This window comes from Brevundimonas sp., assembly GCF_035627475.1.
Classification (GTDB): Bacteria; Pseudomonadota; Alphaproteobacteria; order Caulobacterales; family Caulobacteraceae; genus Brevundimonas.
In genome coordinates, this window is the sequence record NZ_DASPLR010000057.1 from 23944 (window position 1) to 47579 (window position 23636).

Sequence of the window (23636 nt, forward strand, 5' to 3'; positions counted from 1 at the left end):
TTCAGGCCGCTCGCGCCTGCCTTTCGGCGGAACGGATGGGGCGACGCATCGGCAGGTCGAAGCTGACCGTGGTGCCGCGTCCCGGTTCGCTTTCCATCCTCATCGTCCCGCCGTGCAGCTCGATCAACGACTTCGTCAGGGCGAGACCCAGGCCGGTGCCCTGGTTGGTCTTCGAATGCTGTCCCTCGACCTGCTCGAATGGCCGCGCCAGCCGCGTGAGGTCCTCTGCGGCGATGCCGATGCCGGTATCGGTGACGGCCACCCGCACCCGGTCGTCATCCTCGCGCGACAGGGCCACGACAATGTCGCCGCCCTCGGGGGTGAATTTCACGGCGTTGGACAGAAGGTTCAGCACCACCTGTTTCAGGCCCCGGTGATCGGCCTCGATGGTCGGCAGCTCCGGCGCGTCGACCAGGAGTTTCAGCCCCGCCTCCTCGACCCGGCCGCGCATCAGGCGCGCGGCGTCGTCGACGATCTCCTTCAGCGAGACCTCCTCGTAGTGCAGCGTCAGCTTGCCGGCCTCGATCTTTGCCATGTCGAGGATGTCGTTGATCAGGCTGAGCAGATGTTGGCCGGAGCGCAGGATGTCGGCCGCATAGCCCTTGTAGCGGGCATCCCCCAGGGGGCCGAACATTTCGCCGGCCATGATCTCGGAGAAGCCGTTGATGGCGTTCAGCGGCGTCCGCAGCTCGTGGCTCATGTTGGCGAGGAATTCCGACTTGGCCTGGTTCGCCGCCTCGGCCCGCGTCATTGCGATCTCGTATTTGCGCGCCAGCAGCGACAGCTTCTCCTCGCGGTCCTCCAGTTCGGTGATGGTCACGTGCAGTCTTTCGGTGGCCCGCTGGCGCTCGGCCTCCTTCTGCTTGATGGCGGTGATGTCCGCCGCCGTCACCACCGACCCGCCATCCGAGGTGAAGCGCTCGACCAGCTGCAGCCAGCGCCCGTCGTGCAGTTCGACCTCGCGGGCCCCCACGCGGCCGCCCGGGGCGGGCTGGTCCGACTTGATGGCCAGGGCCGCGATCCGGTTCAGATCGACCTTGAGTGCGCCCTTGCGCAGAACCCCGGGCTCGAAGTTGAAGGCGTCCTGGAAGGCCTGGTTGGACAGGATCAGCCGGCCTTGACGGTCGAACAGGACGAAGGCGTCCGAGACGCTCTCGATGCCGTCGCGCAGCCGGCTCTCGGCAGCCTGGGCGTGCGCCTTGGCCCGCCGCGCCTCGGTGGTGTCCAGCGCAATGCCGAGGATCGAGGTGAAACCGTCTTCGCCGCGCTCGCCCCGGGCCTGTCCGCGGGCGTCTATCCAGCGGGCCCGGCCTTGCTCGTCGGGCACCGGGAAGCTGACCTCGAAGGTTCCGAAGGTCTCCGCCTGGCGCAGCGCGTGCTCCACGGCTCCCCGGTAGCGGGGATGGATGCGCTCCATCATCGCCTCGGCCGTGGTCGTCCCGTTCCGCTCCAGACCCATGAGGTCGGCCATGTAGTCGGACAGCAGGATTTGCCCGCTCTCGAGATCCCAGTCCCAGACCCCGCAGCGCGCCGCCTCGACCGCGCCCCGAAACCGGCGTTCCGACGCGGCCCATTCGCGGCTGATCCCTGCCTGCTTGCGTTGCTGCAGCAGGGACAGCAACAGGACCAGGACGCCGATGACGAACGGCGCGGTCAGGACCCAGGCGTCGTCCAGAAGGGCTCCCGCGCCGACGCTGACCGGTGTCGAGGCCACCGCGATCAGTCCCGTCTCGCCCACCGCCACCGTGGTTCGCCGCACCGCTCCTCCCGCAGTCGCCACGGTCGCGCCCTGGCCGCGTCCGTCGGCCGGAGCCTCGGCGAGGGCCAGGCTCTGCGCCGCCCGCGGCCCTCCGGCCAGCGGCGTGCCCGGTCCGGACAACAGCCAACGGTCAACGCCGTCGGTGGTCCGCAGGGAGGGCAGGGGCGCGCGGCCAACCAGCCGGGCGCCGTCGGCCAGGGTGGATGAAACCAGCACCGCGGCCCCGTCAGCCGCCAGTCTCGGCTTGCCGGGCGCAGAGGCGAAAGCTGCGGCGGGCGCGCCCGTGGCCGTGACCACGCCCCCGTCGGAAGCGATCACGGCGAAGGGGCGTCCCGGCGCGGCGGCGCGCGCCTGCCGGATCGCCTCGGCGGCTCCGCCGGCCTGCGACGCCACGCGGACGGCGGCTTCGACGGGGGCCATGCGGGCTTCCAGTTCGAGCGCCAGCATCCGGGCCTCGCGGTCCACCGCCGCCATGCGCAGGGTGTCGGCTTCCTGGCCCGGCCGCGCCATTTCACGAGCGAACAGAAGAACGTAGGCGGCCACCGCCAGGGTCACCGCGAGGATGGCGATCCGCAGCCATGCGGGCGGGCCCTTGCGCCGGTCCTGGGCGCGCCGTCCTTGCTGGGTTATGCGGCGCTCGCTGCCCCGCAAGGCGCTCTCCCGGACCGATTCGGCGACGATGGCCGAATCTAGGCTGCGTCGCGGATTCCTGTCGAGGCTTACTCGCCTGACCGGAGGCTCATTTCAGGGGACGGCCGCTCAGGCCGCCCGTGACGGCGCCGGCGGAGTCGCCGCGGCTTCCGGGGCGGCCAGCACGTCCTTGACGCTCTTCAGCACGGCCCGGGCGTCCCGCGCCAGCAACTGCATCTCCGGCGGTGCGTCCTCGGGCGCCTCGTCCACCGCGGCGACCATCCGCTCGGCCAGCGCCATCAGTCTCGGCGACGCGGCGATCAGCCGGGCCTGGAATTCGATCTGGTCCGGGTCGCGGTCATATTCCGCTCCCGGCACGCGCCAGCCGCCCCAGTCCGCCTTGTCGGTGACCACCACCGGATAGGTGCCGGGGAACGGGTGATGCGGCGTGTCGTCGGCCGTCTGCCACTTGTTCCGGGCCCGCATCAGCCGCCAGTTCTCGCCGGCGTTGGCGGCAGGATCCTCGCTGGGCAGCAGCAGTTCGTGGGCCAGGAATTCCCGGCCCAGCCCGACGTCATAGGTGACCCGGACCGGCTCCTCGAAGCCCTTGGCCCAGACCGGCTGGACCTTCTCGATCTGGGCCCAGGCGCCGACACATTCGACCCAGACCTTCTGACCCTTCTGGAACTGCGCGCGCGCCATCGGCGTCTCCCGTCGTGAACGGCGAGCATGCGCCGGCCCGGGTGAACACGTGGTTTGGCGAAAGGGTTAACACCCCCTCCGTCAGGGACGCGAGATGTCCTCCAGCGTCTCGCCGGCGTATTTCTCCTTCACCCGCGTCGACAGGTCGCCCAGCGAAACCACCCCGACCAGCCGGTCGTCCTTGTCCAGCACCGGCAGTCGGCGGATCTGCTTCGACCCCATGGCGTCGAGCACCGTCTGCAGGTCGTCGTCGGCCCGGGCCGTGTGCGGATCGCGGGTGATATATTCCACCACCGGCGCGGTGCAGGCGGCGCCGCCGGCCACCGCGCGCACGGTGATGTCCCGGTCGGTGATCGTCCCGATGAGGCGGTCGCCGTCGGCCACCGGCATAAAGCCGAAGTCGCCGCTCGCCATCCGCGACGACACCTCCTGCAGGCTGTCTCCCGGGCGGGCGACCTGGACGTCCTTGCTCATCACGTCGCGAACTTTCATCGGGTCTCTCCTGGTTGTCGGCTTGCCGACAGAACCCTCCGGCTCCGCGCCGGTTCCTGACTGGCGCACAACGAACCCCTCAGGGTCGTGTCAGTCGCCGCGTGGTCTCCTGCGTCCATCACCCGGGATGGTCCCGGACACGAAAGGACAAACGCAATGAAGACCGCCATGATCAGGAAAGCCCTGCTTCCCGTGCTGGCGGCGTCCGCGGTCATGGTCTCGACCCCGGCGCTGGCCCAGAATTTCGGGGTCACCCTCAGCTTCGGTTCGCCCGGATACAGCCAACCATACGGCTACGGCTACGGCCGCGGCTACGCTCCGCGAGACCTCCGCTACCGGGCGCAGGTTCTGTCGCAGCACATCGAGCGGATGGCCTGGAGCGGCGGCGTCGATCGGCTGAAGGCCCGCGACCTCTCCCGCCAGCTGAACGCCTATCGGCGGCTCGAGTATCGCTACGCCCGCAACGGCCTGAGCGCCGGCGAGTACCGAGACCTCGAGCGCCGTCTGGACCGGATCCAGTTCCAGGTCCAGCGCGCCAGCTGGTCTCGCTGGTAAGACCCGGGACGGGTCTCGAAGGGCCGCTCCGGCGATGGGGCGGCCCTTTCGTTCGCCCGCCGGGGAGTCTAATCGCATGCATCGGCAGGAGCGTGACGATGACGGCGGCGAACGAGGCGAAAGCCATCCTTGAACGGCTGGGCGTGGGCGAGGCGGCGTGGGGCGGGACCCTGACGGTCCGCTCGCCGGTCGACGGCTCCAGCGCCGGCGCCGTCACGGAGACGGCGGACCCCGACGCCGTGGTCGTCCGCTCGGTCGCCGCCTTCGACCTGTGGAAGCGCGTGCCGGCTCCGCGCCGCGGCGAGCTGGTCCGCCTGCTCGGCGAGGAGTTGCGCGCCTCGAAGGATGACCTCGCCCGCCTCGTCACCCTGGAAGCCGGCAAGATCGTTTCGGAGGGCCTCGGCGAGGTTCAGGAGATGATCGACATCTGCGACTTCGCGGTCGGCCTGTCGCGCCAGCTGTACGGCCTGACGCTGGCCAGCGAGCGGCCCGGGCATCACATGCGCGAGACGTATCAGCCGCTCGGACCGGTGCTGGTCATCTCGGCCTTCAACTTCCCGGTCGCGGTGTGGGCCTGGAACGCCTGCCTCGCCCTCGTCTGCGGCGATCCGGTGATCTGGAAGCCGTCGGAGAAGACGCCGCTGACGGCGCTGGCGACCCAGGCGGTGCTCGACCGCGCCATCGCCCGCTTCGGGGACGCGCCGGAGGGCCTGTCGCAGGTGGTGATCGGCGGCCGCGAAACCGGCGAACGTCTCGCCGCCGACCCGCGCATCCCGCTGGTCTCGGCCACCGGCTCGACCCGCATGGGCAAGGCCGTGGCCCAGACCGTCGCCGCCCGCCTCGGCCGCTCGCTGCTCGAGCTCGGCGGCAACAACGCCATGATCGTCACCCCCTCGGCCGACCTCGACATGGCCGTGCGCGCCATCGCCTTCTCCGCCGTCGGCACCTGTGGCCAGCGCTGCACCAGCCTGCGCCGCCTGCTGGTCCACGAGTCCATCGCCGACGCCCTGATCGCCCGCCTTAAGAAGGCCTATGAGACCCTGCCCATCGGCGACCCGCGCGACAGCGGAACCCTCGTCGGCCCGCTGATCGACGCCGACGCCCGGCGCGGCTTCGAGGCGGCGCTGGCCCAGGCCGTGGAACAGGGCGGCGAGGTCCTCACCGGCGGCGCGCCCGTCGAGGGCGACGGCGTCTACGTCCGCCCCGCCATCGTCCGCATGCCTTTCCAGACGGCGGTGGTCGAGCACGAGACCTTCGCCCCGATCCTCTACGTCCTGACCTGGTCGGACTTCGACGAGGCCGTGGCGATGCAGAACGCCGTGCCGCAGGGGCTGTCGTCCTGCGTCTTCACCGACAGCGTCCGCGAGGCCGAGCAATTCCTCTCGGCCTGGGGCTCGGACTGCGGCATCGCCAACGTCAACATCGGCCCCTCGGGCGCCGAGATCGGCGGCGCCTTCGGCGGCGAGAAGGATACCGGGGGCGGCCGCGAGTCCGGCTCCGACGCCTGGAAGGCCTATATGCGCCGCCAGACACAGACGGTGAACTTCAGCCGCGACCTGCCGCTGGCGCAGGGCGTGAAGTTCGAAGTCTAGGCCTCGACGCCCGGCGCCGTTGGCACGGTTTCGGGAATTCGGGGCGCCAACCGTGCCAAAATCGGCCAACGATAGTACGGGAAAACAATGGGTTGACGATTTCGGGCCACCGGAACCGTGCCAGATTATCGGAAATTCCCATCCGGAACGCGGCTGAAGCCGCCGCGTCGATCATCAGATTTTCAAAGATCTCCCGCGCAGGACCGCACCCGGTGCACATGGGATATCCATCGCCACCGGGCAAGGTCGACCTAAGAATTTATTCCTGTTCGCGGGCGAGCGCCTCCGCCAGATCGCCCTTGCCGACGATCTCGATCCCCTCCAGCCCCAGCCATCCGGCCATCCGTCGCAGCTCGCCCGCCAGATGCGCCGCCGTCTCCGCCGTCGCGTCCGGCTCCCGCCAAGCCGCCTGCACCAACAGCACGCCCGCCTGCCGGTCGGACTTCAGGTCCACCCGAGCCGTGATCGCCTCGTCCTCGAGGAACGGCAGCACATAGTAGCCGTGGGTCCGCTTGTGGGCCGGGGTGTAGATCTCCAGCCGCACCCGTGTCCCGAACAGCCGCTCGGTCCGGTCGCGGGCCCAGATCAGGTTGTCGAACGGCGACAGCAGGGACGCGCCGGTCACCGTGCGCGGAGTCCGCGCGCCGGGCGCCAGATACGCCGCCTGCCGCCACCCCTTCACCGACGCCGGCGCCAACTCGCCCGCCTCGACCAGCTCCGCCACCCGCGCCTTCGTCTCCGCCAGCGGCAGCCGGTAGTAGTCCCGCAGGTCCGCCATGGTCGCCACGCCCATGGCGCGCGCCGACCGCCGGATCAGCTCGCGCTGGGCGTCGGCCTCGTCCGGCGTCGGCAGGTCGATGATCCGGGCGGGCAGGGCGCGTTCGGTCAGGTCGTAGACCCGCTCGAACCCCCGCCGCGTCTTCGTGGTGATCATCCCGGCCCAGAACAGCCACTCCAGCGCCCGCTTGCCGTCCGACCAGGACCACCAGCCGGGGGCCCCGCGCGGCGCGTCGTTGAAGTCGCCGCCCGTGACCGGCCCCCGCCGCTCGATCTCCTTCAGCACCCCGTCGATATAGTCGCGCCGTTCGCGCCCGAACCGCGCCAGTCCGCCCCACATCTCGCCCGCCTCGGCCCGGGCCATGCGCCAGCGCAGCAGCGGCTGCAGCTCCAGCGGCAGCAGCGACGCCTCATGCCCCCAGTATTCGAACAGGTTGCGCCGCGCGCCCCAGGCCTCCGCTTCCAGCGCCTCGCGCGGATAGTCGCCCAGCCGCGAGAAGGCGGGCAGATAGTGGGTCCGCGTCACCACATTGACGCTGTCGATCTGGACGACGCCGAGCTTGCGGACGAGGTCACGGACGTGTTTCGGGCCAGGCGCCGCCGGGGGCGTCCGGCCGAAGCCCTGGGCGGAGAGCGCGATGCGGCGGGCGGTCCTGGGGGAGATTTGTTCTGTCACGCCCCACCATGCACGAACCCTCTCCCGATGGGAGAGGGCTTGAGCGCACGAGGGCGAAGCGATCGTCGTTATGCGAAGAGTGAGGGTCGACTGGCGGCGGGCGGCTTCGCCGCTTTCACCAGCCGACCCTCATCCGGCGCTGCGCGCCACCTTCTCCCGTCGGGAGAAGGAAATCGGGATCACGGCCTCGCCTGCGTTTCCATCCCCGCGGCGGCCCGGATCATCTGCACGAAGTCCGCGCGCTCGCCGTAGGGGTCCTCGCCCCGGGCGCCCTGCGCCTGTTCCAGGATCTGGTCCCAGCCGTAGCCGTCGCCCAGCCACGGATCGTTGCGCAGCTTCTGGCCGAAGGCGGCGACCGCCAGGGCCCAGCGGGTGCTTTCCGGCGGCTGGGCCGAGACCTGTCCGGCGCCGCTGTTCGACACCACCCGCTGCATCAGCCGCGAGTCGCGCTCGCCCGGCAGCTTGTAGCGGACCTGGACAAAGCCCACCTCGCCCGACGCATCGCCGCCGCCGACGCCGAGGGAATTGTCGGGCCGGTTCGCGTCGTAACGCCGCTCGGGAATCTGGCTCGGTCCGCCGACGGGGGTGATCTCATAGACCGCCGTCACCGAGGCGCCGGACCCCACCTCGCCGGCATCGACGCGGTCGTTGTTGAAGTCCTCCTCGTTCAGCATCCGGGTCTCGTAGCCGATCAGCCGGTACTCCGAGACGCGGGCCGGATTGAACTCGACCTGGATCTTGACGTCGTCGGCGATGGGGAAGGCGCCGCGGTCGAAGGCCGGGCCGAACAGGCGGCGCGCCTCCTCGAGGTTGTTCACATAGGCCGCGGCGCCGTTGCCGGCCTGGGCGATCGTCTGCATGCGGGCGTCCTGGTAGTTGCCCCGCCCGTAGCCGTAGACCGACAGATAGATGCCGGTCTCGCGCTTGGCGGCGACATAGTCCTCCAGCCGCTGGTCGTTGGTCACCCCGACGTTGAAGTCGCCGTCGGTGAACATCAGGATGCGGTTGACCTTGTCGCGCCCGAACGCCGCCTCGGCCTGGGCGTAGGCGTTGACCATGCCCTGCGCCCCGGCCGTCGAGCCGCCGGCGTTCAGCGCCTCGACCGCGCAGCGCAGCTTCAGCTTTTGCGTGCCGGGGGTCGGACCCACGGCGGTGCCGACGTCCGACGCGTAATAGGTCACCGCCACCCGGTCCTGCGGCCGCAGGCGGTCGATGATCAGGTTCATCGATTTCTTGGCCAGGTCCAGCTTGTCCGGCGAGTGCATCGAGCCGGACACGTCAACCATGAAGGTCAGGTTCAGCGGCCGCCGCTGGCTCTCGGGCAGCTCATAGCCCTGCAGCGCCACGTGGACGATCTGGCGGCCCTCGGACCACGGCGAGGCGGCCACCGCCGTCGTGATCGCGAACGGCTCCGATGCCGACCGGGGTCGCTCGTAGCCGTAGTCGAAATAGTTGATCATCTCCTCGACCCGCACCGCGTCGGGCGGCGGCAGGCGGCCCTCCTCGATGAAGCGGCGGACATTCGAATAGCTGGCCGTGTCCACGTCGATCGAGAAGGTCGACACCGGCTCCTCGGCCACCCGCTTCACCGGGTTGGGCGTGGCGTCGGGGTAGCGTTCGGTGTCGGGCGGCACATTGGCCGGGGCCATCAGGTTGCCGGCGACGACCATGGCGGTGGGCGCCGCCCGGCTGTCGTGATTGATCCGCGACCCGCTGACGACGATCTCATCGACCTGTGTCGCCGGCTGGACCGGCGGTGGCGGAGCCATCGGGGGAGGCGGCGGCGGCGGAGGCGGCGGCGGCGGCATCGGGGCGGGCGGTGCGTAGCCCGGCGCCCCCCTCCGCGCGGTGGCGCCGTAGTAGTCGCCGCCCCGGTCAGGGGCGAGCTCGATGCCGACACGACGGCAGTTGTCGGGCGAGACAACGCCGTCGATCACCCGGTCCGGGCGGCTGGCGGCGGTCACCGGCGCGGGCGCCAGCGGGGCGGCGAGGGAGGCCGCCAGCACGGCGGCCAGACTGCGTCTCAGCGGGTGATGGATCATCGGCGTCGCTCCCTGTCAGTGCATTGGCACACCCTACCCTGCGCCGCACAACCGCCGCGGTCGCCTGACGAAGCCTGACACGCCCGGGCTGGCGTCTGGCCGCCGGCGCCCCCACTATGACGGCTCGCGCACACAGGGGACCACGATGCACGAGACGACCAGCATGGGTCTGGGACACGCCGTCGCCCTGCTCGCCGCCATGGTCGTGGCCGCGACCCTGTTCCGCCGCCTGGGCCTCGGCTCGGTGCTCGGCTACCTGGCCGCCGGCCTGCTGATCGGCCCCTCCGCCCTGGGGGTGGTCCGCGAACCCGAGTCGGTGCTGCACGTCGCCGAACTCGGCGTCGTCATGTTCCTGTTCATCATCGGGCTCGAGATGCGTCCGGCGCGGCTTTGGAGCCTCAGGCGCGAGATCTTCGGGCTGGGGGCGGTGCAGGTTCTGGTCTGCGCCCTTCTGCTGACCGGCCTCGCCCTCGCCGCCGGCCTGGCGTGGTACGCGGCGCTGATCGCCGGCTTCGGCTTCGCCCTGTCGTCGACCGCGATCGTCATGCAACTGCTGCAGGAGCGCAACGAGAACGCCGCTCCGCCCGGCCAGCGGGTGATCTCCATCCTGCTGTTCGAGGATCTCGCCATCGTGCCCCTGCTGGCCCTGGTGGCCGTGCTCGCGGGGACCTACGGCTCGGCCGTGGACACCGGCAATCCCATGTGGATGACCGTGGCGCTGGCCGTCGGCGCCGTGGCCCTGGTCTATGCGGCCGGGCGCTGGGTGGTGAACCCCTTCTTCCGCCTGCTGGCCCGCTACGGCGGCCGCGAGATCATGACCATGGGGGCGCTGTTCGTGGTTCTCGGCGCCGCCTACGCCATGAACCTGGGCGGACTGTCGATGGCCATGGGCGCCTTCCTCGCCGGCGTCCTGCTGTCGGAGTCGACCTTCCGCCACCAGCTCGAGGCCGACGTCGAGCCGTTCCGGGGCCTGTTGCTGGGCCTGTTCTTCCTCAGCGTCGGCATGTCGCTGGACGTCCGGGTGGTGTTCGCGGACTGGGCCTGGGTGCTGGGCGGGCTGGCCGCCTTCATGTCGGCCAAGATGGTGGCCGTCTACGCCGTCGCCCGGCTGAAGCAGAAGCATGGCGAGGGTCTGCTGCGCGCCGCCCTGATGGGCGAGGGCGGGGAGTTCGCCTTCGTCCTCTATTCCACCGCCTTCGCCGCCGGCCTGTTCGACGCCCGCACCGCCGCCATCCTCTCGGCCGTGGTCATCCTGTCGATGGCCCTGACGCCGCTGCGGGTCATGCTCGCCGACCGCTTGCGACCCGATGAATCGGTCGGCCCCGATGGGACGGATGGCGTCGACCGGGCCGACGGCCTGCGCGAGCGGGTGTTGATCATCGGCTTCGGCCGCTTCGCCCAGGTCGTGTCGCAGCCGCTGCTGGCCCGGGACATCGACGTCTCCATCATCGACACCGACGTCGAGATGATCCAGGCCGCCGGCAATTTCGGCTTCAAGGTCTTCTACGGCGACGGTTCCCGGCTCGACGTGCTGCGCGCCTCCGGCGCCGAGACCGCCGAGACCATCCTCGTCTGCGTCGACAAGCAGGAAACCGCCGACCGCATCGTCGAACTGGTGAAGGCCGAGTTCCCGCTGACCAAACTGTTCGTCCGCGCCTACGACCGCGGCCACGCCATCCGCCTCGTCCAGGCCGGGGTCGAGTACCAGATGCGAGAGACGTTCGAATCGGCGCTGGTCTTCGGTGAGCAGGTGCTCATTGATCTGGGCTTCAGCGGCGATCAGGCGCGGGAGACGATCGCCGATGTCCGCCGCCGCGACGAAGAGCGCTTCTCGCTCCAGTTGGTCGAGGGCATCCAGGCCGGACGGTCCCTGATGCGCGGCAATATCGCGACCACCCGGCCCGAGCCCTACGTCAAGCCTCGCCGGGAGGGGACGGCGCTCAATCCGGAGGCGGCCGAGGTTCTGGAAGAGGACGATGAACGCGAAAAGGCCGGCGCCTGATCGGCGCCGGCCCTGTCGTTTCGGTCAGGGGGCGAGTGTTACATCGCCGCCTTGATCTGCTCGGCCTGGCGCAGGTGAGCCTCGATCTTGGGGACCACCGACCGGGCATGGGCCGCCAGAGGCGAGTCCTGGTCCGAGAAGCCGCGGTGCAGGGTCAGCGCCTCGTTATGCGCGGCGATCTGCTGGTCGACCCAGGTGCGGTCGAAATTCTCGGCCGACGCCGAGCGCAGGTTGTCGATCAGGCCCTGCCGGCGCTCATCCAGCTCCGTCGGCGGCGTGGTGTCCGGGGCGGCCTGCGGCAGCATGGCCTTCATGGCGTTGGAGGCGGCGGTGTGATCGGTCTTGATCATCGTCGCCAGTTCCTTGACCTGGGCGTTCTGCGACCGCTGCAGGGCGATGTCGGCGGCCTGGATCTCATACATGTCGCCCATGGCGGCGTTGGGCACATAGGCCGACACCATGTTCGAGCCCATGGTCGCGGCCGAGGTCTGGCCGACCGGACCGGCCGCCATGTCCTGGGCCTTGTCGACGGCTTCCGGGCTCTGTTCCTGGTTGCAGGCGGCGAGCAGGGCGACACAGGCGACGCCGGCGAGAATTGGTCTGATCATGGGAATTCCTCCTTGAGGCCCGATGAACCGCGGCCAATGCCAAAGGTTCCCCTGGTCGCCTCGCGCCCGACTTCGGTGTAGAAGCGCCGCCCCATGGACCGCCGCCTCTCGATCGCCCCGATGATGGACTGGACCGACCGGCACTGCCGGGCGTTCCATCGCGCCCTCACGGCGCGGGCCCTGCTTTATACCGAGATGGTCACCGCCCCGGCGGTGATCCACGGCGACCGCGAGCGCCTGCTCGGTTTCGATCAGGTCGAACATCCGGTGGCGCTGCAGCTGGGCGGTTCCGATCCCGACCAGCTGGCCGAGGCCGCGCGCATCGGTGCGGCCTTCGGCTATGACGAGATCAACCTCAACGTCGGCTGCCCCTCGGATCGGGTGCAGTCGGGCCGCTTCGGCGCCTGCCTGATGCGCGAACCGTCTCTGGTCGCCGACTGCATGGCGGCGATCAGGTCGGCGGTTGACGTGCCCGCGACCGTCAAATGCCGCATCGGCGTCGACGACCAGGACCCGCAGATCTCCCTGTTCGAAACTGTCGACGCCTGCGCCGCCGTCGGCGTCGAGGTCTTCATCGTCCACGCCCGCAAGGCCTGGCTGCAGGGCCTGTCGCCGAAGGAGAACCGCGACGTGCCGCCGCTGGACTACGCCCTCGTGCGGCGGCTCAAGCGCGAGCGGCCGCACCTGTCCGTCACCATCAACGGCGGCGTCGCCTCACTGGACGAGGCGGAGGTCCATCTCGACGCTTCCGACGGCGTCCGGCTGGACGGGGTCATGCTGGGCCGCGCCGCCTATCACGAGCCGGCGATCCTCGGCCAGGCGGACCGGCGGCTGTTTGGCGCCGCCACGCCTGACGTCGACGCCTTCGAGGCCATCGAGCGCTACCGCCCCTATCTGGCGGCGCGGCTGGCGGAGGGGGTGCATCTGCCGGCCATGACCCGGCACATGCTGGGGCTGATGCACGGCCGGCCCGGCGCGCGGACGTTCCGCCGTATCCTGACAGTCGAGGCCGTAAGACCGGGCGCCGGCCTCGAGGTCGTGGATCGGGCGGTCGACGCCGTGCGCGAGGCCGAGGCCCGGACGGAGCTTCGTACCGAGGCTGCCTGACGGGCCGGACCCGGGCGCGGTGCCGTTTCGTGATGCAACGGAAACACACCGGCGCCCGTTGTCGCGCGTTTACCCTCTCCGACGGGAACGGAGCGGCGCCGCTTCGCATTCGGCTTGGCAGGAGTGACCCATGCCCAAGAGTCCGCCCAAGCCCGATCTGCGCCTCATTCCCGGCGATGCCGAGATTTACGACCTGATGCGCACGCCCGAGACGACGACGGAACGGGTCAAACGGCTTCAGCTCGAGGCGCGCGCCCTCGCCGTCGAACAGGTCGAGGCCCTGGAGCGGGTCCTGCTGGAGGCCTCGCGCATGGCGAGAGAGATCGCCGAGGGCGGCGACGCCTATCCGGTCGGAGCCCGCGAGATCGCCGGCCGCCTGTCCTCGGACCTGCCGGCCAGGGCCGAAACCCTCAAGGCCATCGTCAGCCGCGCCCTCTAGGCGGGTCGCGGCGTCCGCCCTTCGCGGATGCGGCGCGCCAGCCGGAAGACGATCACGGCGAGTACAAGCAGGACCAGCGGAATCACGATCGGCGCCAGGAAGGCGACGATCACCGTGAAGAAGGCGAGCACGTCCTCGAACAGCGACACCACCGGATTGCCCAGCCCGCCCGTGGTCGCCGTCGAGCCGACCCGCACGCCGGTCTGGGCCGCGTTGAAGGCGAGGGCCGCCGGCGCCCCCACGATCAGTCCGGCCATGGCCGCCATGGCCGGGTCCACGGCCCAGAACACGCTGCCCGCGGCGATGGCGCCGGCTACGGGGCGGGTGACATAGCCCACGGCGTTGAGCCCGTGATCGATGGCCGGGACCTTGTCGCCGAGGAATTCTGCCGTCGTCGCTATGCCCAGTGCAGCGATGGCCGGCCAGGAGACCAGCCAGTCCATCTGGTCGATCAGCCGCACCCCGAACATCTCGAAGCGCGCCGCCAGCGCCAGCATCAGCAGGGGCAGGAAGGTGCGCAGTCCGGTCGCCGAGGCGAGCCCCAGCCCCAGCAGCGCGGGCAGCACCCACGCCTGCATCGGCCCCGCCGCCGCCCCCAGCGCGTCCAGATCGACCTCGGGCATCGCCGTCTCCTCCAACCGTGCCGCTACAATGCGCGGGAACACCCGGCCGCTCCATCGACTTTGTCTTCATCCCCGAGACAGGAGCCGACCCGATGGACGACCGCTTCGAAAACCGCGCCGAGAACATCGCCGATCAGGAGCGGAAGATTCAGGCGGAGATCGACGCCAAGGCTCCTGCTGGCGGCGAGTCGAAGGAGGAGGGGGCGGTTCAGGCCGGGGCTCGCAAATATCCCGAACCGCCCTTCCCGGAGCAGCATCAGCGCAAGCCCGGCGACGAGGCCGCCCTCGATCCCGCGCCCATGTACGACGCGCCGTTCTGGAAGGGCTCCGGCAAGCTGGAGGGGATGGCGGCGATCATCACCGGCGCCGACTCCGGCATCGGTCGCGCGGTGGCGGTGCTGTTCGCCCGCGAGGGCTGCGACATCGCCATCTGCCATCTCGACGAGGAAGGCGACGCCGGGGACACGAAGGCCGCCGTCGAGGCCGAGGGCCGCCGCGCCATCGTGCTCAAGGGAGACGCCGCCGATCCCGCCTTCTCCGAGGCGGCGGTCAAGGCCACGCTCGACGCCTTCGGCCGCCTCGACGTCGTGGTGCCGAACGCCGCCTTCCAGGAGCACGTCGAGGCGCTGGAGGACCTGACCCTCGAGCATTTCGACCGCACCCTGAAGACCAACCTCTACGGCTATTTCAACCTGGTGAAGGCGGCGGTTCCCCATCTGAAGCCGGGCGGGTCGATCGTCATGACGGGCTCGGTCACCGGCATCATGGGCAACGACAACCTGCTGGACTATTCGATGACCAAGGGTGGCATCCACGCCTTCGCCCGGTCGCTGGGGACTCACCTCGCGCCCAGGGGCATTCGCGTCAACGTGGTCGCGCCGGGTCCAGTCTGGACACCGTTGAACCCGGCCGACCAGCCGGCGGAGAAGGTCGCCAAATTCGGCTCGCAGACGGTGATGAAGCGCCCGGCCCAGCCGGAGGAGATCGCGCCCGCCTTCGTCTTCCTCGCTTCGCCGCAATGCTCCAGCTACATCACCGGCGAGATCCTGCCGATCATCGGCGGCTACGGCGGCGGCTGACGGGCGGGCGGCTGACTGGCGTCGGCGGCTCAGGCAACCACGTCGTCGTACTGGCTGTGCCGCTTCAACCAAAGCACCGCATAGCTGCACCGGGGGGCCAGCTTCAGTCCCTCGGCCCGGGCATGCTCGGCCAGGGACTGCATGAAGGCTCCCGCCGCCCCCGTGCCTCTCAGCGCCGGATCGGCCTCGACATGCAGGATGATGCGCGTATCGCCCTGGACGGCGTAGTCGGCGAATACGGTGCGCGTCTGCCCGTCGGGGGCGGTGAAACCCTGTTCGTATCGCTGACGGCCCAGAACGTCGCGCAGATCGGTCATCGGCGAAGTCTCCCTACCCGTATGTCGGCGTGCCGACACACGCGGCAACTCCAGCGCTGACCATCCGTTCCCGGCAATTGCGCGTCAGCGTCGCACAAGCAGGACCCTGTCTCCTGAACGCCTCAGGGGGCGCGGTCGCTCACCAGGGCAATCAGACCGAAGATGCTCTTCACCGTGAACCAGACGCTGATCAGGAACCATGCCAAGCCGAAGACGATGATCGTGATGAAGCCTATGCCGACGACCATCAGCGGAACGCTGACGATCACGCCGATGATGGCGACGGCGCCCCACATGAACACCGACCAGAACAGCTGGATCTGCGCGTCCAGATGCTGGCGCGCCAGACCCTCGGCCGAACCCCGCGCCGCATAGGCGACAACGAGACCGACGAGCACCAGGACCCAGGCGCTCGGGATCGACAGGATGAACAGACCCCATCCGACCAGGGCGGCGACCTTGCCGTCGCCGGATCCGCCGGCGCGGAAGACGGGTTCGTCCCGGGGAGGTGTGGAACTCATCGCGCGGCTCCTCTCAGATCCACCAGCCGCGGGGATCGGCGATCGGCCGCCCCGCCTTCAGCGCCCAGACCCCCGCCGCGCCCCTGACGACCAGCCACAGGGCGGCCAGGAACATGATCGCCGGCCCCAGGCCGAAGGGCACCAGGAAGAAGATCAATCCCACCGCGACGGCGACGGCGGCCGTCCACAGGGTCCGCTGCTGATACAGGAAATGCGACAGGGCCGTGGGATCGTCCGGTCCGGCCCGGCCCGTGACGGCGAGCAGACCGATGAGCGCCGAGACCCCCAGCGTCGGGATGGCGAACAAGATCAGCGCATAAACAGCGTACAGGCCCATGCCGCCTCCTGGAATGGCCGGCGTCTCGCTGCGCCGGGGGCGGGGCGAGAACCCGGGCGAAGGTTCGAAGATGGAGTCCGCCGCGACCGGCGCGGGGGACGGGGCGGCTTCGGGCGGAGCCCGTTCGGCGGGCGCGGGGTCCGGCTCCGGATCGACCGGAATAGAGGCGCTGACGGAGGCGATGGGCGTGGGAGCCGGATCCGGCGTCGCGGGCGCCGGAGCGGGGTCGGGCTCGACCGGGATGGAGGCCGCGACGGAGGCGGTGAACAGGTCCGGTTCCGGCTCCGGGCGCGCCTCGGGCGCGGGTTCGGGCGCCGCCGGCGTCCGGACGCGTCCCTGCAACGACGCCGGCGAGGCGAAGCCGATCAGGTCGTCGTGATCGTCCGGGGATTGCGGATCGCCGGGTTCGGCCATCGGAGGTCCTTCGAGTCCTTGAATCCAGAATGACGGTCCGCCGTCGCGGGCGCAACCGCCGAACGCCGCCTCAGCGCGCCAGCGTGACCTCGCAGCCGGGGGCCGCCGCGCCGTCCAGCGCGCCCGGCTTCTCGATCCGCACGGCGCAGCGCCGCACCCGGGTGTCCGCCAGCATGGCCAGGGCCAGCCGCTCGGCGAAGGTCTCGACCAGTCCGACGTGACCCTCGGCCACGATGACCCGGGCCGCCTCGGCCACGGTTTCATAGTTGATGGTGTCAGCCAGCCGCTCGATGGCCGCCGGCGTCAGTTCAAGGCTGACGTCGATGACCAGCCGCTGCAGCCGGCCCAGTTCGTGGTCGTGCACGCCGATTCCAGCCGCGACCTCCAGCCCGCGCACGAACACGGTCAGGCCCTCGCGGCGGATGCCGGGGGCGGCGTCGGCGCCCGGGAAGGGCAGGGGAGATGAGGCGGCCACGGGCTACTCCACGATGTCCGGGGTCTTCCAGGCCAGGTGCTGGCCCCCGTCGACGGCGATCATCTGGCCCGTCACCAGCTCGGCGTCCACCAGCCATCGCACGGCCGAGGCCACGGCCTCGGGGCTGCCTGCGCGGGCCAGCGGCGTCGCGCGGGCCTCCGCCTCGAACTGCCCGGGCGTCTGGTGAGTGGAGGGCAGGGTCGGTCCGGGCCCGACGCCATTGACGCGGATGCGCGGCGCCAGCGCCTGGGCCAGGGTCCGCGTCGCCCACCACAGGCCGTTGCGCGACAGGGCATAGGAGATGAAGCGCGGGTCGGGCTTGAGGATTCGCTGGTCCAGCAGGTTGACGATCGCCGACCCGTCCGGAGCCTGTTCGGCGAAGGCCTCGGCCAGCACGACCGGCGCGCGCAGGTTGGTCTCCATGTGCGCGTCCCAGGTCTCGCGCGACAGCGAGCCGACCCGGTCGTCCTCGAACACCGAGGCGTTGTTGACCAGCACCGCCAGCGGCCCGATCGCGGCGACGGCCTCGGGGATCAGCCGCTTCGTGGCGGCCTCGTCCGCCAGATCGGCGCGCACGGTCGCGGCCCGGCGGCCCAGCGCCCGCACCTCGCCGGCGACGGACTCCGCCTCCGCGCCCGAGGATCGATAGTGGATGGCGACGTCGAAGCCGGCCCGCGCCAGCTCCAGACAGATGGCCCGGCCGATCCGCCGCCCCCCGCCGGTGACGAGGGCGGCGCCGCTCCGGGCCGCCGGCTCAGTCAACCCGGCCGAACTCGACGAAGTTGATCGCGGCGAGAACGGCCACGAAGCCGAGGATGATGAAGAGGGCCAGCATGCGATGCTCCTGTAGCAGGGGCCCGCAATAAAGCGCCCCGCGCGGCTGTTCAAGCCGACCTCAGGCCCTATCGTCCCGCCCATGACCACGTGGCGCACCCGTATCGAGCCCTGGACCCGCCCGCTGTTCTTCGCCTGGTCGCGGATCAGCCGGGGCATGACCCTGGGCGTGCGCGGCATGGCGGTGGACGGCGAGGGCCGGGTGCTGCTGGTCAAACACACCTATCTGCACGGCTGGTGGCTGCCCGGCGGCGGCGTCGAGCGCGGCCAGTCCTGCGAGGACGCGCTTGCCCGCGAGATGCGCGAGGAGGCCGGCGTCATACTCGAGGGCCGCCCGACCCTGGTCAGCGTCCACTCCAACGAGCGCTTCTTCCGCGGCGACCACGTCCTCGTCTACCGCATCGACCGCTTCACCCTCACCGACCGCACCAGCCGCGGCGAGATCGCGGAGGTGGGCTGGTTCGACCCCTGCGCCCTGCCGGAGGACACGCACCGCGCGACGCGGGCGCGGGTGGCCGAGGCGCTCAGCGGGGCGGAGACCGATCCGGTCTGGTGACCCGGCGGCGGCACATCAGCCAGCCGATCGCCGCAATGCCCGCTCCCAGCAGCATCGGGACGGCGCCGATAGCCAGGCAGAGCAGAAGCCATCCGATGAAGCCGTCGGCGTTGGTCTGATTCAACCCGCCGACGACGAATGTCACGGTGCAGGCGCCTGAGGCGAAGGTGATCAGTCCGCCGATCGCGATCAGCAGCCAGCCGAAGAAGACGATGACGGGATTACGATCTCAGGGTGGGCTCATCGTCGCTCTCCACGGGGGCAACCCTTCGGGCGCGGGGGGGCCTGGATAGTTTGCGGCCGCCGAGGAACAGCCCCACGCCGATCAAGCACGGGAGGCCGCCGATGACCAGCGCCATCACGACCCATTCCCCGGTCGTACCGTAACCGCCTGACCCATTGGCCATCAGACCCGCCAGGACGACATAAAGGGTGCAGGCCCCGGTGGTCAGCGCGATCAGACCGCCGGCGGCCATCATCAGCAAGCCGAAGAATCTGGCGGCCGCCCGTGTTCCGTCCCCTCCGCTCATCGCGGGCTCCTCCCCTTGGCCAGCGCATCCGCCCCGGGCGCGCCGGGCCGGTAGAAGGTGTTGAAGGTGTCGAAGGGAATGATCTGGCCGTCCGGCTGGACGAAATGCACGCAGGACCGCTTGACGGTGCCGAGGTCGAAATTGAACCGGTCGAGGAACTGCGACACCACCACCCGGAAGGTGTCAGCATAGCCCACCGATTGCGGCACGGCGGCCTCGGGCAGGCAGCACAGCAGGGCCGACAGCTTCTCCGAGGTATCCGTCTGGGCGGTCGACAGCGACAGCAGGTCGAACACCCGCTTCTGCAGTTCCGGATAGGCCTCGAAGGTCACCGTATTGGGCGCCACCGCCACCAGCAGCTCGCGCGGGATCAGCGAGGTCACCGGCACGACCCGCTCGCCGTCCCGCAGACCATAACCGATGCAGATCTGGTCGGGGTTGCAGGGCAGGGGGATCAGATCCTCCAGCGCGAACACGCCCGCCTCGGCGATCCGTCTGCGCACCTCCGTCAGCACGATCCGGTGCTTCTTCGCGTCGAACCCGTCGTTGCGCCCGGCGTCCTGGATCGGCTGGAACGTGACCCCGCGCACGCAGCGCCACTTCAGGGCGAAGCGGACGATGTCGGCGATCTCGTCGTCGTTGACGCCCTTCTTCAGCGTCACCACCAGCGTCGTCGACAGCCCGACCCGTTCCAGCGCCTGCAGCGCCTCGACCCGGATCGCCCTCAGGTCGGCGCCGCGCAGGTCCATCAGCGCCTCGCGCTTCAGGCTGTCGAACTGCAGATAGACCTCGAACGCGGGGGCGTATTCCGCCAGGCGCTCGGCGAACCCCGGCTCACGCGCGATGCGCAGGCCGTTGGTGTTGATCATCAAATGCCGGATCGGCCGCCGCTTGGCCGCGTCGAGGATGTCGAAGAACTGCGGATGGATGGTCGGCTCGCCGCCCGACAGCTGCACGAGGTCCGGTTCGCCCTCCGACGCCACCAATACGTCCAGCATGGCCTCGATCTCGGCCAGTGGGCGATGGCCCTCCCGCTTCACCGACGAGTCGGCGAAACAAACCGGGCAGCTCAGATTGCAGGCCTCGTTGACCTCGACGATGGCGAGGCAGGAATGCTGTTCGTGATCGGGGCACAGGCCGCAGTCCCACGGACAGCCGTGCTCGGTGCGGCTCTGCGGCATAAAGGGCCGGTCGCCGGGCTTCAGCCAGTCCTTCTGGCCCTTCCAGTAGGCCACGTCGTCGGCGATCAGCGTCTTCTGCACGCCGTGGTCAGGGCAGCGCTTGAGGTAGAAGACCTTGTCATCGTCGATGATGATCTTGGCCGGCGCGAGCCCGTAGCAGGTCTCACACAGGCTCGTCGTCTGGCCGAAGAACAGATAGGGCGCGACCTTGCGCGTGTCCGCCGCCTTCAGCGTGCCGGAGGTCCCGTCCATACATCACCACCCCGTAGACGACCAGGCCGAGGCTGATCAGGTGGAACAGATTGAACGGTCCAGCCAAGGTTGGATAGGGCTTGAGGAATTCCCAGACGAACCTCTGAGCCCCGTACCAGACGCACAGCCCATAGAAGCTGCGCCGCATGGCCCAGGGCGACCGCCGCGCCAGCCCGGCCAAATAGAGTCCCAGGAACGCCAGCATGGCCAGCGACTCGTAGATCTGCACCGGATGGCGGGCGATTCCGTCGCCCAGATCGACGCCCCAAGGCAGCGACGTGGACAGACCGTAGGTCCGATCCGGCAAGCCCTCGAACAGGCAGCCCAGCCGTCCGACCGCTATGCCCAGCGCGAAGGGCCCGGTGAAGACTCCGCCGGTCGAACCCCGCACGCCCCTGACCCGCTTCCAGGTCTCCACGCCGACTACGGCCCCGGCCAGCGCGCCGATGATGCTGTGCGACAGCGTCGGGGTGGAGGACATCAGGGTGTTCAGCGAGCCGGACAGCCAAGCGCCCGCAATTCCGCCGACGGCCAGGCTGGCGACATAGCCCGGCCCGACGGCCCCTGCCGTCCGTTCGGTCAGGTCCCGCAGCCGCCACCGGTAGAGGACCAGCCCCAGCGCCGCGCCGGCCGCCCACGCCAGCAGGTCGAACAGCAGGTGGACGCCGGGCGAGGTCGGAATGACGATCATCGGCCGAACAGGCCACGCCGGGCGATGCGCCGCAACCACGATCGGCCCTGCCGCGCCCGCGTGCGCCGTGCTAGCGAGCGTTCATGAACCCCTCTCTCCTCGCCATGATCGCCGTCGTCTTCGGCGGCGCCGCCACTGCCCTGCAGGCGCCGACCAATGCGAAGATGATGACCGCGGTCGGATCGCCGGTGAACGCGGCCTTCGTCTCGTTCGCCGTGGGCACGGCCGCGCTGGGCATCCTCGCGGTCGTGTTGCAGGTCCGGCCGGACATCGCCGCGTCGCGGGCCCTGCCCTGGTACGCCTGGGTCGGCGGGCTGTACGGCGCCATCTTCGTGGTCGCCGCGGCCTGGGGCGTGCCCCGGCTGGGCGTGGCCACCACCATCATACTGATGGTCGCCGGCCAGCTGCTGCTCAGCGTCGCCCTCGACCATTTCGGGGCCATGGGCATGCCGAAGCAGCCGATCAGCCTCGGCCGCGTCGCCGGCGTCGGCCTCGTGATCGCCGGCGTCCTTATGGTGCGCAAATTCTAGGCCTATATCGGTCCCGATGACCGAGGAGACGATTCCCGCCGCCGAGACGCCGCCGCCCTCGCTGGTCGCCGCCGACCTGATCCGCGACGAGGCCCGGCGCGCGCCCGACAAGCCGGGCGTCTACCGCATGTACGGCGAGGACGGCGCCTGCCTCTACGTCGGCAAGGCGCGCTCGCTGAAGAAGCGCATCCTCCAGTACGCCCAGGGCCGGTTCCACACCCAGCGCATCGGCCTGATGGTCTCCCTGACCCGCTCGATGGAGCTGGTCGTCACCGCCTCGGAGACCGAGGCCCTGCTGCTCGAATCCAACTTCATCAAGAAGCTCAAGCCGCGCTTCAACGTGGTGCTGCGCGACGACAAGTCGTTCGCCGAGCTGATGATCCGCCGCGACCACCGCGCGCCACAGGTCCGCAAGCATCGCGGCGCCCACACCATCAAGGGCGACTATTTCGGCCCCTTCGCCTCGACCTGGGCGGTCAACCGGACGCTCACCACCCTGCAGAAGGCCTTCCTGCTGCGCTCCTGTTCGGACAGCGTCTACGAGACCCGCACCCGGCCATGCATGCTGCACCAGATCAAGCGCTGCTCGGCGCCGTGCACCGGCCTGATCTCGCTCGAGGACTATCAGGGGCTGGTCGACGAGGCCGAGGCCTTCCTGCGCGGCAAGTCGCGGGCGGTGATCGGGCGCCTGTCGAAGGAGATGAGCGCCGCCGCCGAGGCCATGGACTACGAGCAGGCCGCCCGGGTCCGCGACCGCATCCGCGCCCTGTCGGCCATCGCCATGGAGAATTCCGTCAGCGCCGAAGGCGTCGCCGAGGCCGACGTCTTCGCCCTGCATTCCGACGGCGGTCAGGCCTGCGTCCAGGTCTTCTTCTACCGCTCCGGCCAGAACTGGGGCGGCCGGGCCTATTTCCCGCGCGTCGACCGCAGCGACACGGACGCCGAAATCCTCGCCGCCTTCCTCGGCCAGTTCTACGAGGACAAGCCGGTGCCGCGGCAGATTCTGTCCAACATCGTCCCGCACGAGAAGGAACTGCTCGAGGAGGCCTTCTCGATGAAGGCCAGGACGGTCGATGGCCGCCGCGTGGTCAGCATCGAGCAACCCCGGCGCGGCGATCGCAAGGCCCTGATCGACCACGCCCTGACCAACGCCCGCGAGGCGCTGGGCCGCAAGATGGCCGAGAGCTCGGCCCAGGGGAAAATCCTCGACGAGGTGTGCGAGGCCTTCGGTCTCGACAGCCGGCCAGAGCGGATCGAGGTCTACGACAACGCCCACATCCAGGGGACCAACGCCGTTGGCGGCATGATCGTCGCCGGGCCAGAGGGCTTCCGCAAGAACCAGTACCGCAAGTTCAACATCCGCGGCGAGGATCTGACTCCCGGGGACGACTACGGCATGATGCGCGAGGTCATGCGCCGCCGCTTCACCCGCCTGGTCAAGGACGAGGACGAGGGCGAGGAAGTCGAACGCCCCGACCTGCTGCTGATCGACGGCGGCGCGGGCCAGCTGGCCGAGGTCCAGGCCGTGCTCGCCGATCTGGGGCTCGACGACATTCTTGCCGTCGGCGTGGCCAAGGGGCCCGATCGCGACGCCGGCCTCGAACGTTTCTTCGTGCCGGGCAAGCCGCCCTTCATGCTGCCGCTCAAGTCGCCGGCCCTCTACTACATCCAGCGTCTGCGCGACGAGGCCCACCGCTTCGCCAACGGCGCCCATGCGAAGCGCCGCTCGATGGACATCAAGCGCAATCCGCTCGACGAGATCGAGGGGGTCGGCCCGGGGCGCAAAAAGGCCTTGCTGCACGCCTTCGGCTCGGCCAAGGGCGTCTCCCGCGCCTCGGTCGCCGACCTGGTCAAGGTCGAGGGAATCAACCAGCCCCTCGCCGAACGCATCCACGCCTTCTTCCGGCGGCCCTAG

Annotated in this window: 25 protein-coding genes; 9 read left to right on the forward strand and 16 right to left on the reverse strand. The window is 70.0% G+C overall.

The window, feature by feature from the left end:
• Position 1 precedes the first annotated feature (1 nt).
• The 3 genes from VEA62_RS14770 to VEA62_RS14780 form a co-directional block, all read right to left on the reverse strand.
• Entirely contained in the window at positions 2-2410 is a 2409-nt protein-coding gene (locus tag VEA62_RS14770; protein WP_324823189.1) for an ATP-binding protein, read from the reverse strand.
• Positions 2411-2518: 108 nt separating this feature from the next.
• A complete protein-coding gene (locus tag VEA62_RS14775; protein WP_324823191.1) occupies positions 2519-3091 on the reverse strand; it encodes a hypothetical protein in 573 nt (190 codons plus the stop codon).
• 81 nt (positions 3092-3172) lie between these two features.
• Positions 3173-3583, reverse strand: coding sequence for a CBS domain-containing protein (locus VEA62_RS14780; RefSeq protein WP_324823193.1), 411 nt, complete (start codon positions 3581-3583; stop codon positions 3173-3175).
• A 168-nt stretch (positions 3584-3751) separates the two neighbouring features.
• Between VEA62_RS14780 and VEA62_RS14785 the strand changes: the two genes are divergently transcribed.
• Positions 3752-4138 carry a hypothetical protein gene (locus VEA62_RS14785; RefSeq protein ID WP_324823196.1) on the forward strand — a complete coding sequence of 129 codons (387 nt, stop codon included), beginning with the start codon at positions 3752-3754 and terminating at the stop codon, positions 4136-4138.
• 98 nt (positions 4139-4236) lie between these two features.
• Positions 4237-5730, forward strand: coding sequence for an aldehyde dehydrogenase family protein (locus VEA62_RS14790; RefSeq protein WP_324823198.1), 1494 nt, complete (start codon positions 4237-4239; stop codon positions 5728-5730).
• A 259-nt stretch (positions 5731-5989) separates the two neighbouring features.
• Here the strand turns inward: VEA62_RS14790 and VEA62_RS14795 are convergent, their stop codons facing one another.
• Together VEA62_RS14795 and VEA62_RS14800 are read right to left on the reverse strand one after the other, a co-directional pair.
• Positions 5990-7183: a winged helix-turn-helix domain-containing protein gene (locus tag VEA62_RS14795; RefSeq protein WP_324823200.1), complete on the reverse strand. Its 1194-nt coding sequence runs from the start codon at positions 7181-7183 to the stop codon at positions 5990-5992.
• 179 nt (positions 7184-7362) lie between these two features.
• On the reverse strand, positions 7363-9225 hold the full coding sequence (locus VEA62_RS14800) for a VWA domain-containing protein (RefSeq protein ID WP_324823202.1): 1863 nt from the start codon (positions 9223-9225) through the stop codon (positions 7363-7365).
• 145 nt (positions 9226-9370) lie between these two features.
• Between VEA62_RS14800 and VEA62_RS14805 the strand changes: the two genes are divergently transcribed.
• Positions 9371-11227, forward strand: a complete 1857-nt coding sequence (locus tag VEA62_RS14805; protein WP_324823204.1) for a monovalent cation:proton antiporter-2 (CPA2) family protein — start codon at positions 9371-9373, stop codon at positions 11225-11227.
• Between the two features lie 38 nt (positions 11228-11265).
• Here VEA62_RS14805 and VEA62_RS14810 read toward each other — a convergent pair whose 3' ends face one another.
• Complete coding sequence (locus VEA62_RS14810) at positions 11266-11835, reverse strand: DUF4142 domain-containing protein (protein WP_324823206.1); 570 nt, start codon at positions 11833-11835, stop codon at positions 11266-11268.
• Positions 11836-11928: 93 nt separating this feature from the next.
• Between VEA62_RS14810 and dusA the strand changes: the two genes are divergently transcribed.
• Together dusA and VEA62_RS14820 are read left to right on the forward strand one after the other, a co-directional pair.
• Positions 11929-12942 (forward strand): tRNA dihydrouridine(20/20a) synthase DusA, encoded by a 1014-nt coding sequence (gene dusA, locus VEA62_RS14815; protein ID WP_324823208.1) that lies wholly within the window; start codon positions 11929-11931, stop codon positions 12940-12942.
• Between the two features lie 130 nt (positions 12943-13072).
• Positions 13073-13381: a hypothetical protein gene (locus VEA62_RS14820; RefSeq protein ID WP_324823210.1), complete on the forward strand. Its 309-nt coding sequence runs from the start codon at positions 13073-13075 to the stop codon at positions 13379-13381.
• Here VEA62_RS14820 and VEA62_RS14825 read toward each other — a convergent pair.
• Positions 13378-14004 (reverse strand): DUF4126 domain-containing protein, encoded by a 627-nt coding sequence (locus VEA62_RS14825; protein ID WP_324823212.1) that lies wholly within the window; start codon positions 14002-14004, stop codon positions 13378-13380. The genes VEA62_RS14820 and VEA62_RS14825 overlap by 4 nt on opposite strands.
• Positions 14005-14096: 92 nt before the next feature.
• Between VEA62_RS14825 and VEA62_RS14830 the strand changes: the two genes are divergently transcribed.
• Positions 14097-15083, forward strand: coding sequence for an SDR family oxidoreductase (locus VEA62_RS14830; protein ID WP_324823214.1), 987 nt, complete (start codon positions 14097-14099; stop codon positions 15081-15083).
• Positions 15084-15112: 29 nt separating this feature from the next.
• Here VEA62_RS14830 and VEA62_RS14835 read toward each other — a convergent pair whose 3' ends face one another.
• The 5 genes from VEA62_RS14835 to VEA62_RS14855 all read right to left on the reverse strand — a co-directional run bounded on the left by VEA62_RS14835 (position 15113) and on the right by VEA62_RS14855 (position 17909).
• Positions 15113-15400, reverse strand: coding sequence for a GNAT family N-acetyltransferase (locus tag VEA62_RS14835; protein WP_324823216.1), 288 nt, complete (start codon positions 15398-15400; stop codon positions 15113-15115).
• 122 nt (positions 15401-15522) lie between these two features.
• A complete protein-coding gene (locus VEA62_RS14840; protein WP_324823218.1) occupies positions 15523-15921 on the reverse strand; it encodes a hypothetical protein in 399 nt (132 codons plus the stop codon).
• 13 nt (positions 15922-15934) lie between these two features.
• Positions 15935-16672, reverse strand: a complete 738-nt coding sequence (locus VEA62_RS14845; protein ID WP_324823220.1) for a hypothetical protein — start codon at positions 16670-16672, stop codon at positions 15935-15937.
• A 70-nt stretch (positions 16673-16742) separates the two neighbouring features.
• Entirely contained in the window at positions 16743-17147 is a 405-nt protein-coding gene (folB, locus tag VEA62_RS14850; protein ID WP_324823222.1) for a dihydroneopterin aldolase, read from the reverse strand.
• Between the two features lie 3 nt (positions 17148-17150).
• Positions 17151-17909, reverse strand: a complete 759-nt coding sequence (locus VEA62_RS14855) for an SDR family oxidoreductase (RefSeq protein ID WP_324823224.1) — start codon at positions 17907-17909, stop codon at positions 17151-17153.
• Between the two features lie 154 nt (positions 17910-18063).
• Here VEA62_RS14855 and VEA62_RS14860 point away from each other — a divergent pair, with 154 nt between their 5' ends.
• Positions 18064-18537 (forward strand): NUDIX domain-containing protein, encoded by a 474-nt coding sequence (locus VEA62_RS14860; protein WP_324823226.1) that lies wholly within the window; start codon positions 18064-18066, stop codon positions 18535-18537.
• On the opposite strand, the gene VEA62_RS14865 is transcribed toward VEA62_RS14860, so the two are convergent.
• The 4 genes from VEA62_RS14865 to VEA62_RS14880 form a co-directional block, all read right to left on the reverse strand.
• Positions 18506-18682 carry a hypothetical protein gene (locus VEA62_RS14865; RefSeq protein WP_324823228.1) on the reverse strand — a complete coding sequence of 59 codons (177 nt, stop codon included), beginning with the start codon at positions 18680-18682 and terminating at the stop codon, positions 18506-18508. The two genes, VEA62_RS14860 and VEA62_RS14865, sit on opposite strands and share 32 nt — an antisense overlap.
• 76 nt (positions 18683-18758) lie before the next feature.
• Positions 18759-19067 (reverse strand): hypothetical protein, encoded by a 309-nt coding sequence (locus VEA62_RS14870; RefSeq protein WP_324823230.1) that lies wholly within the window; start codon positions 19065-19067, stop codon positions 18759-18761.
• Complete coding sequence (locus VEA62_RS14875) at positions 19064-20500, reverse strand: radical SAM protein (RefSeq protein WP_324823232.1); 1437 nt, start codon at positions 20498-20500, stop codon at positions 19064-19066. The genes VEA62_RS14870 and VEA62_RS14875 overlap by 4 nt, the downstream gene beginning before the upstream one ends.
• Complete coding sequence (locus VEA62_RS14880) at positions 20412-21191, reverse strand: prolipoprotein diacylglyceryl transferase family protein (RefSeq protein ID WP_324823234.1); 780 nt, start codon at positions 21189-21191, stop codon at positions 20412-20414. Before VEA62_RS14880 ends, VEA62_RS14875 begins: the two co-directional genes overlap by 89 nt.
• Positions 21192-21274: 83 nt before the next feature.
• Here VEA62_RS14880 and VEA62_RS14885 point away from each other — a divergent pair, with 83 nt between their 5' ends.
• Both VEA62_RS14885 and uvrC read left to right on the forward strand, forming a co-directional pair.
• Positions 21275-21721: a DMT family transporter gene (locus tag VEA62_RS14885; RefSeq protein WP_324823236.1), complete on the forward strand. Its 447-nt coding sequence runs from the start codon at positions 21275-21277 to the stop codon at positions 21719-21721.
• Positions 21722-21737: 16 nt separating this feature from the next.
• Positions 21738-23636, forward strand: coding sequence for an excinuclease ABC subunit UvrC (uvrC, locus tag VEA62_RS14890; RefSeq protein WP_324823238.1), 1899 nt, complete (start codon positions 21738-21740; stop codon positions 23634-23636).

Coding starts and splice junctions, on each gene's coding strand:
- VEA62_RS14775 (WP_324823191.1), bottom strand. CDS start 3,091: ATGGCGCGCGCGCAGTTCCAGAAGGGTCAGAAGGTCTGGGTCGAATGT.
- VEA62_RS14780 (WP_324823193.1), bottom strand. CDS start 3,583: ATGAAAGTTCGCGACGTGATGAGCAAGGACGTCCAGGTCGCCCGCCCG.
- VEA62_RS14785 (WP_324823196.1), top strand. CDS start 3,752: ATGATCAGGAAAGCCCTGCTTCCCGTGCTGGCGGCGTCCGCGGTCATG.
- VEA62_RS14790 (WP_324823198.1), top strand. CDS start 4,237: ATGACGGCGGCGAACGAGGCGAAAGCCATCCTTGAACGGCTGGGCGTG.
- VEA62_RS14800 (WP_324823202.1), bottom strand. CDS start 9,225: ATGATCCATCACCCGCTGAGACGCAGTCTGGCCGCCGTGCTGGCGGCC.
- VEA62_RS14805 (WP_324823204.1), top strand. CDS start 9,371: ATGCACGAGACGACCAGCATGGGTCTGGGACACGCCGTCGCCCTGCTC.
- VEA62_RS14810 (WP_324823206.1), bottom strand. CDS start 11,835: ATGATCAGACCAATTCTCGCCGGCGTCGCCTGTGTCGCCCTGCTCGCC.
- dusA (WP_324823208.1), top strand. CDS start 11,929: ATGGACCGCCGCCTCTCGATCGCCCCGATGATGGACTGGACCGACCGG.
- VEA62_RS14820 (WP_324823210.1), top strand. CDS start 13,073: ATGCCCAAGAGTCCGCCCAAGCCCGATCTGCGCCTCATTCCCGGCGAT.
- VEA62_RS14825 (WP_324823212.1), bottom strand. CDS start 14,004: ATGCCCGAGGTCGATCTGGACGCGCTGGGGGCGGCGGCGGGGCCGATG.
- VEA62_RS14830 (WP_324823214.1), top strand. CDS start 14,097: ATGGACGACCGCTTCGAAAACCGCGCCGAGAACATCGCCGATCAGGAG.
- VEA62_RS14835 (WP_324823216.1), bottom strand. CDS start 15,400: ATGACCGATCTGCGCGACGTTCTGGGCCGTCAGCGATACGAACAGGGT.
- VEA62_RS14840 (WP_324823218.1), bottom strand. CDS start 15,921: ATGAGTTCCACACCTCCCCGGGACGAACCCGTCTTCCGCGCCGGCGGA.
- VEA62_RS14845 (WP_324823220.1), bottom strand. CDS start 16,672: ATGGCCGAACCCGGCGATCCGCAATCCCCGGACGATCACGACGACCTG.
- VEA62_RS14860 (WP_324823226.1), top strand. CDS start 18,064: ATGACCACGTGGCGCACCCGTATCGAGCCCTGGACCCGCCCGCTGTTC.
- VEA62_RS14870 (WP_324823230.1), bottom strand. CDS start 19,067: ATGAGCGGAGGGGACGGAACACGGGCGGCCGCCAGATTCTTCGGCTTG.
- VEA62_RS14875 (WP_324823232.1), bottom strand. CDS start 20,500: ATGGACGGGACCTCCGGCACGCTGAAGGCGGCGGACACGCGCAAGGTC.
- VEA62_RS14880 (WP_324823234.1), bottom strand. CDS start 21,191: ATGATCGTCATTCCGACCTCGCCCGGCGTCCACCTGCTGTTCGACCTG.
- VEA62_RS14885 (WP_324823236.1), top strand. CDS start 21,275: ATGAACCCCTCTCTCCTCGCCATGATCGCCGTCGTCTTCGGCGGCGCC.
- uvrC (WP_324823238.1), top strand. CDS start 21,738: ATGACCGAGGAGACGATTCCCGCCGCCGAGACGCCGCCGCCCTCGCTG.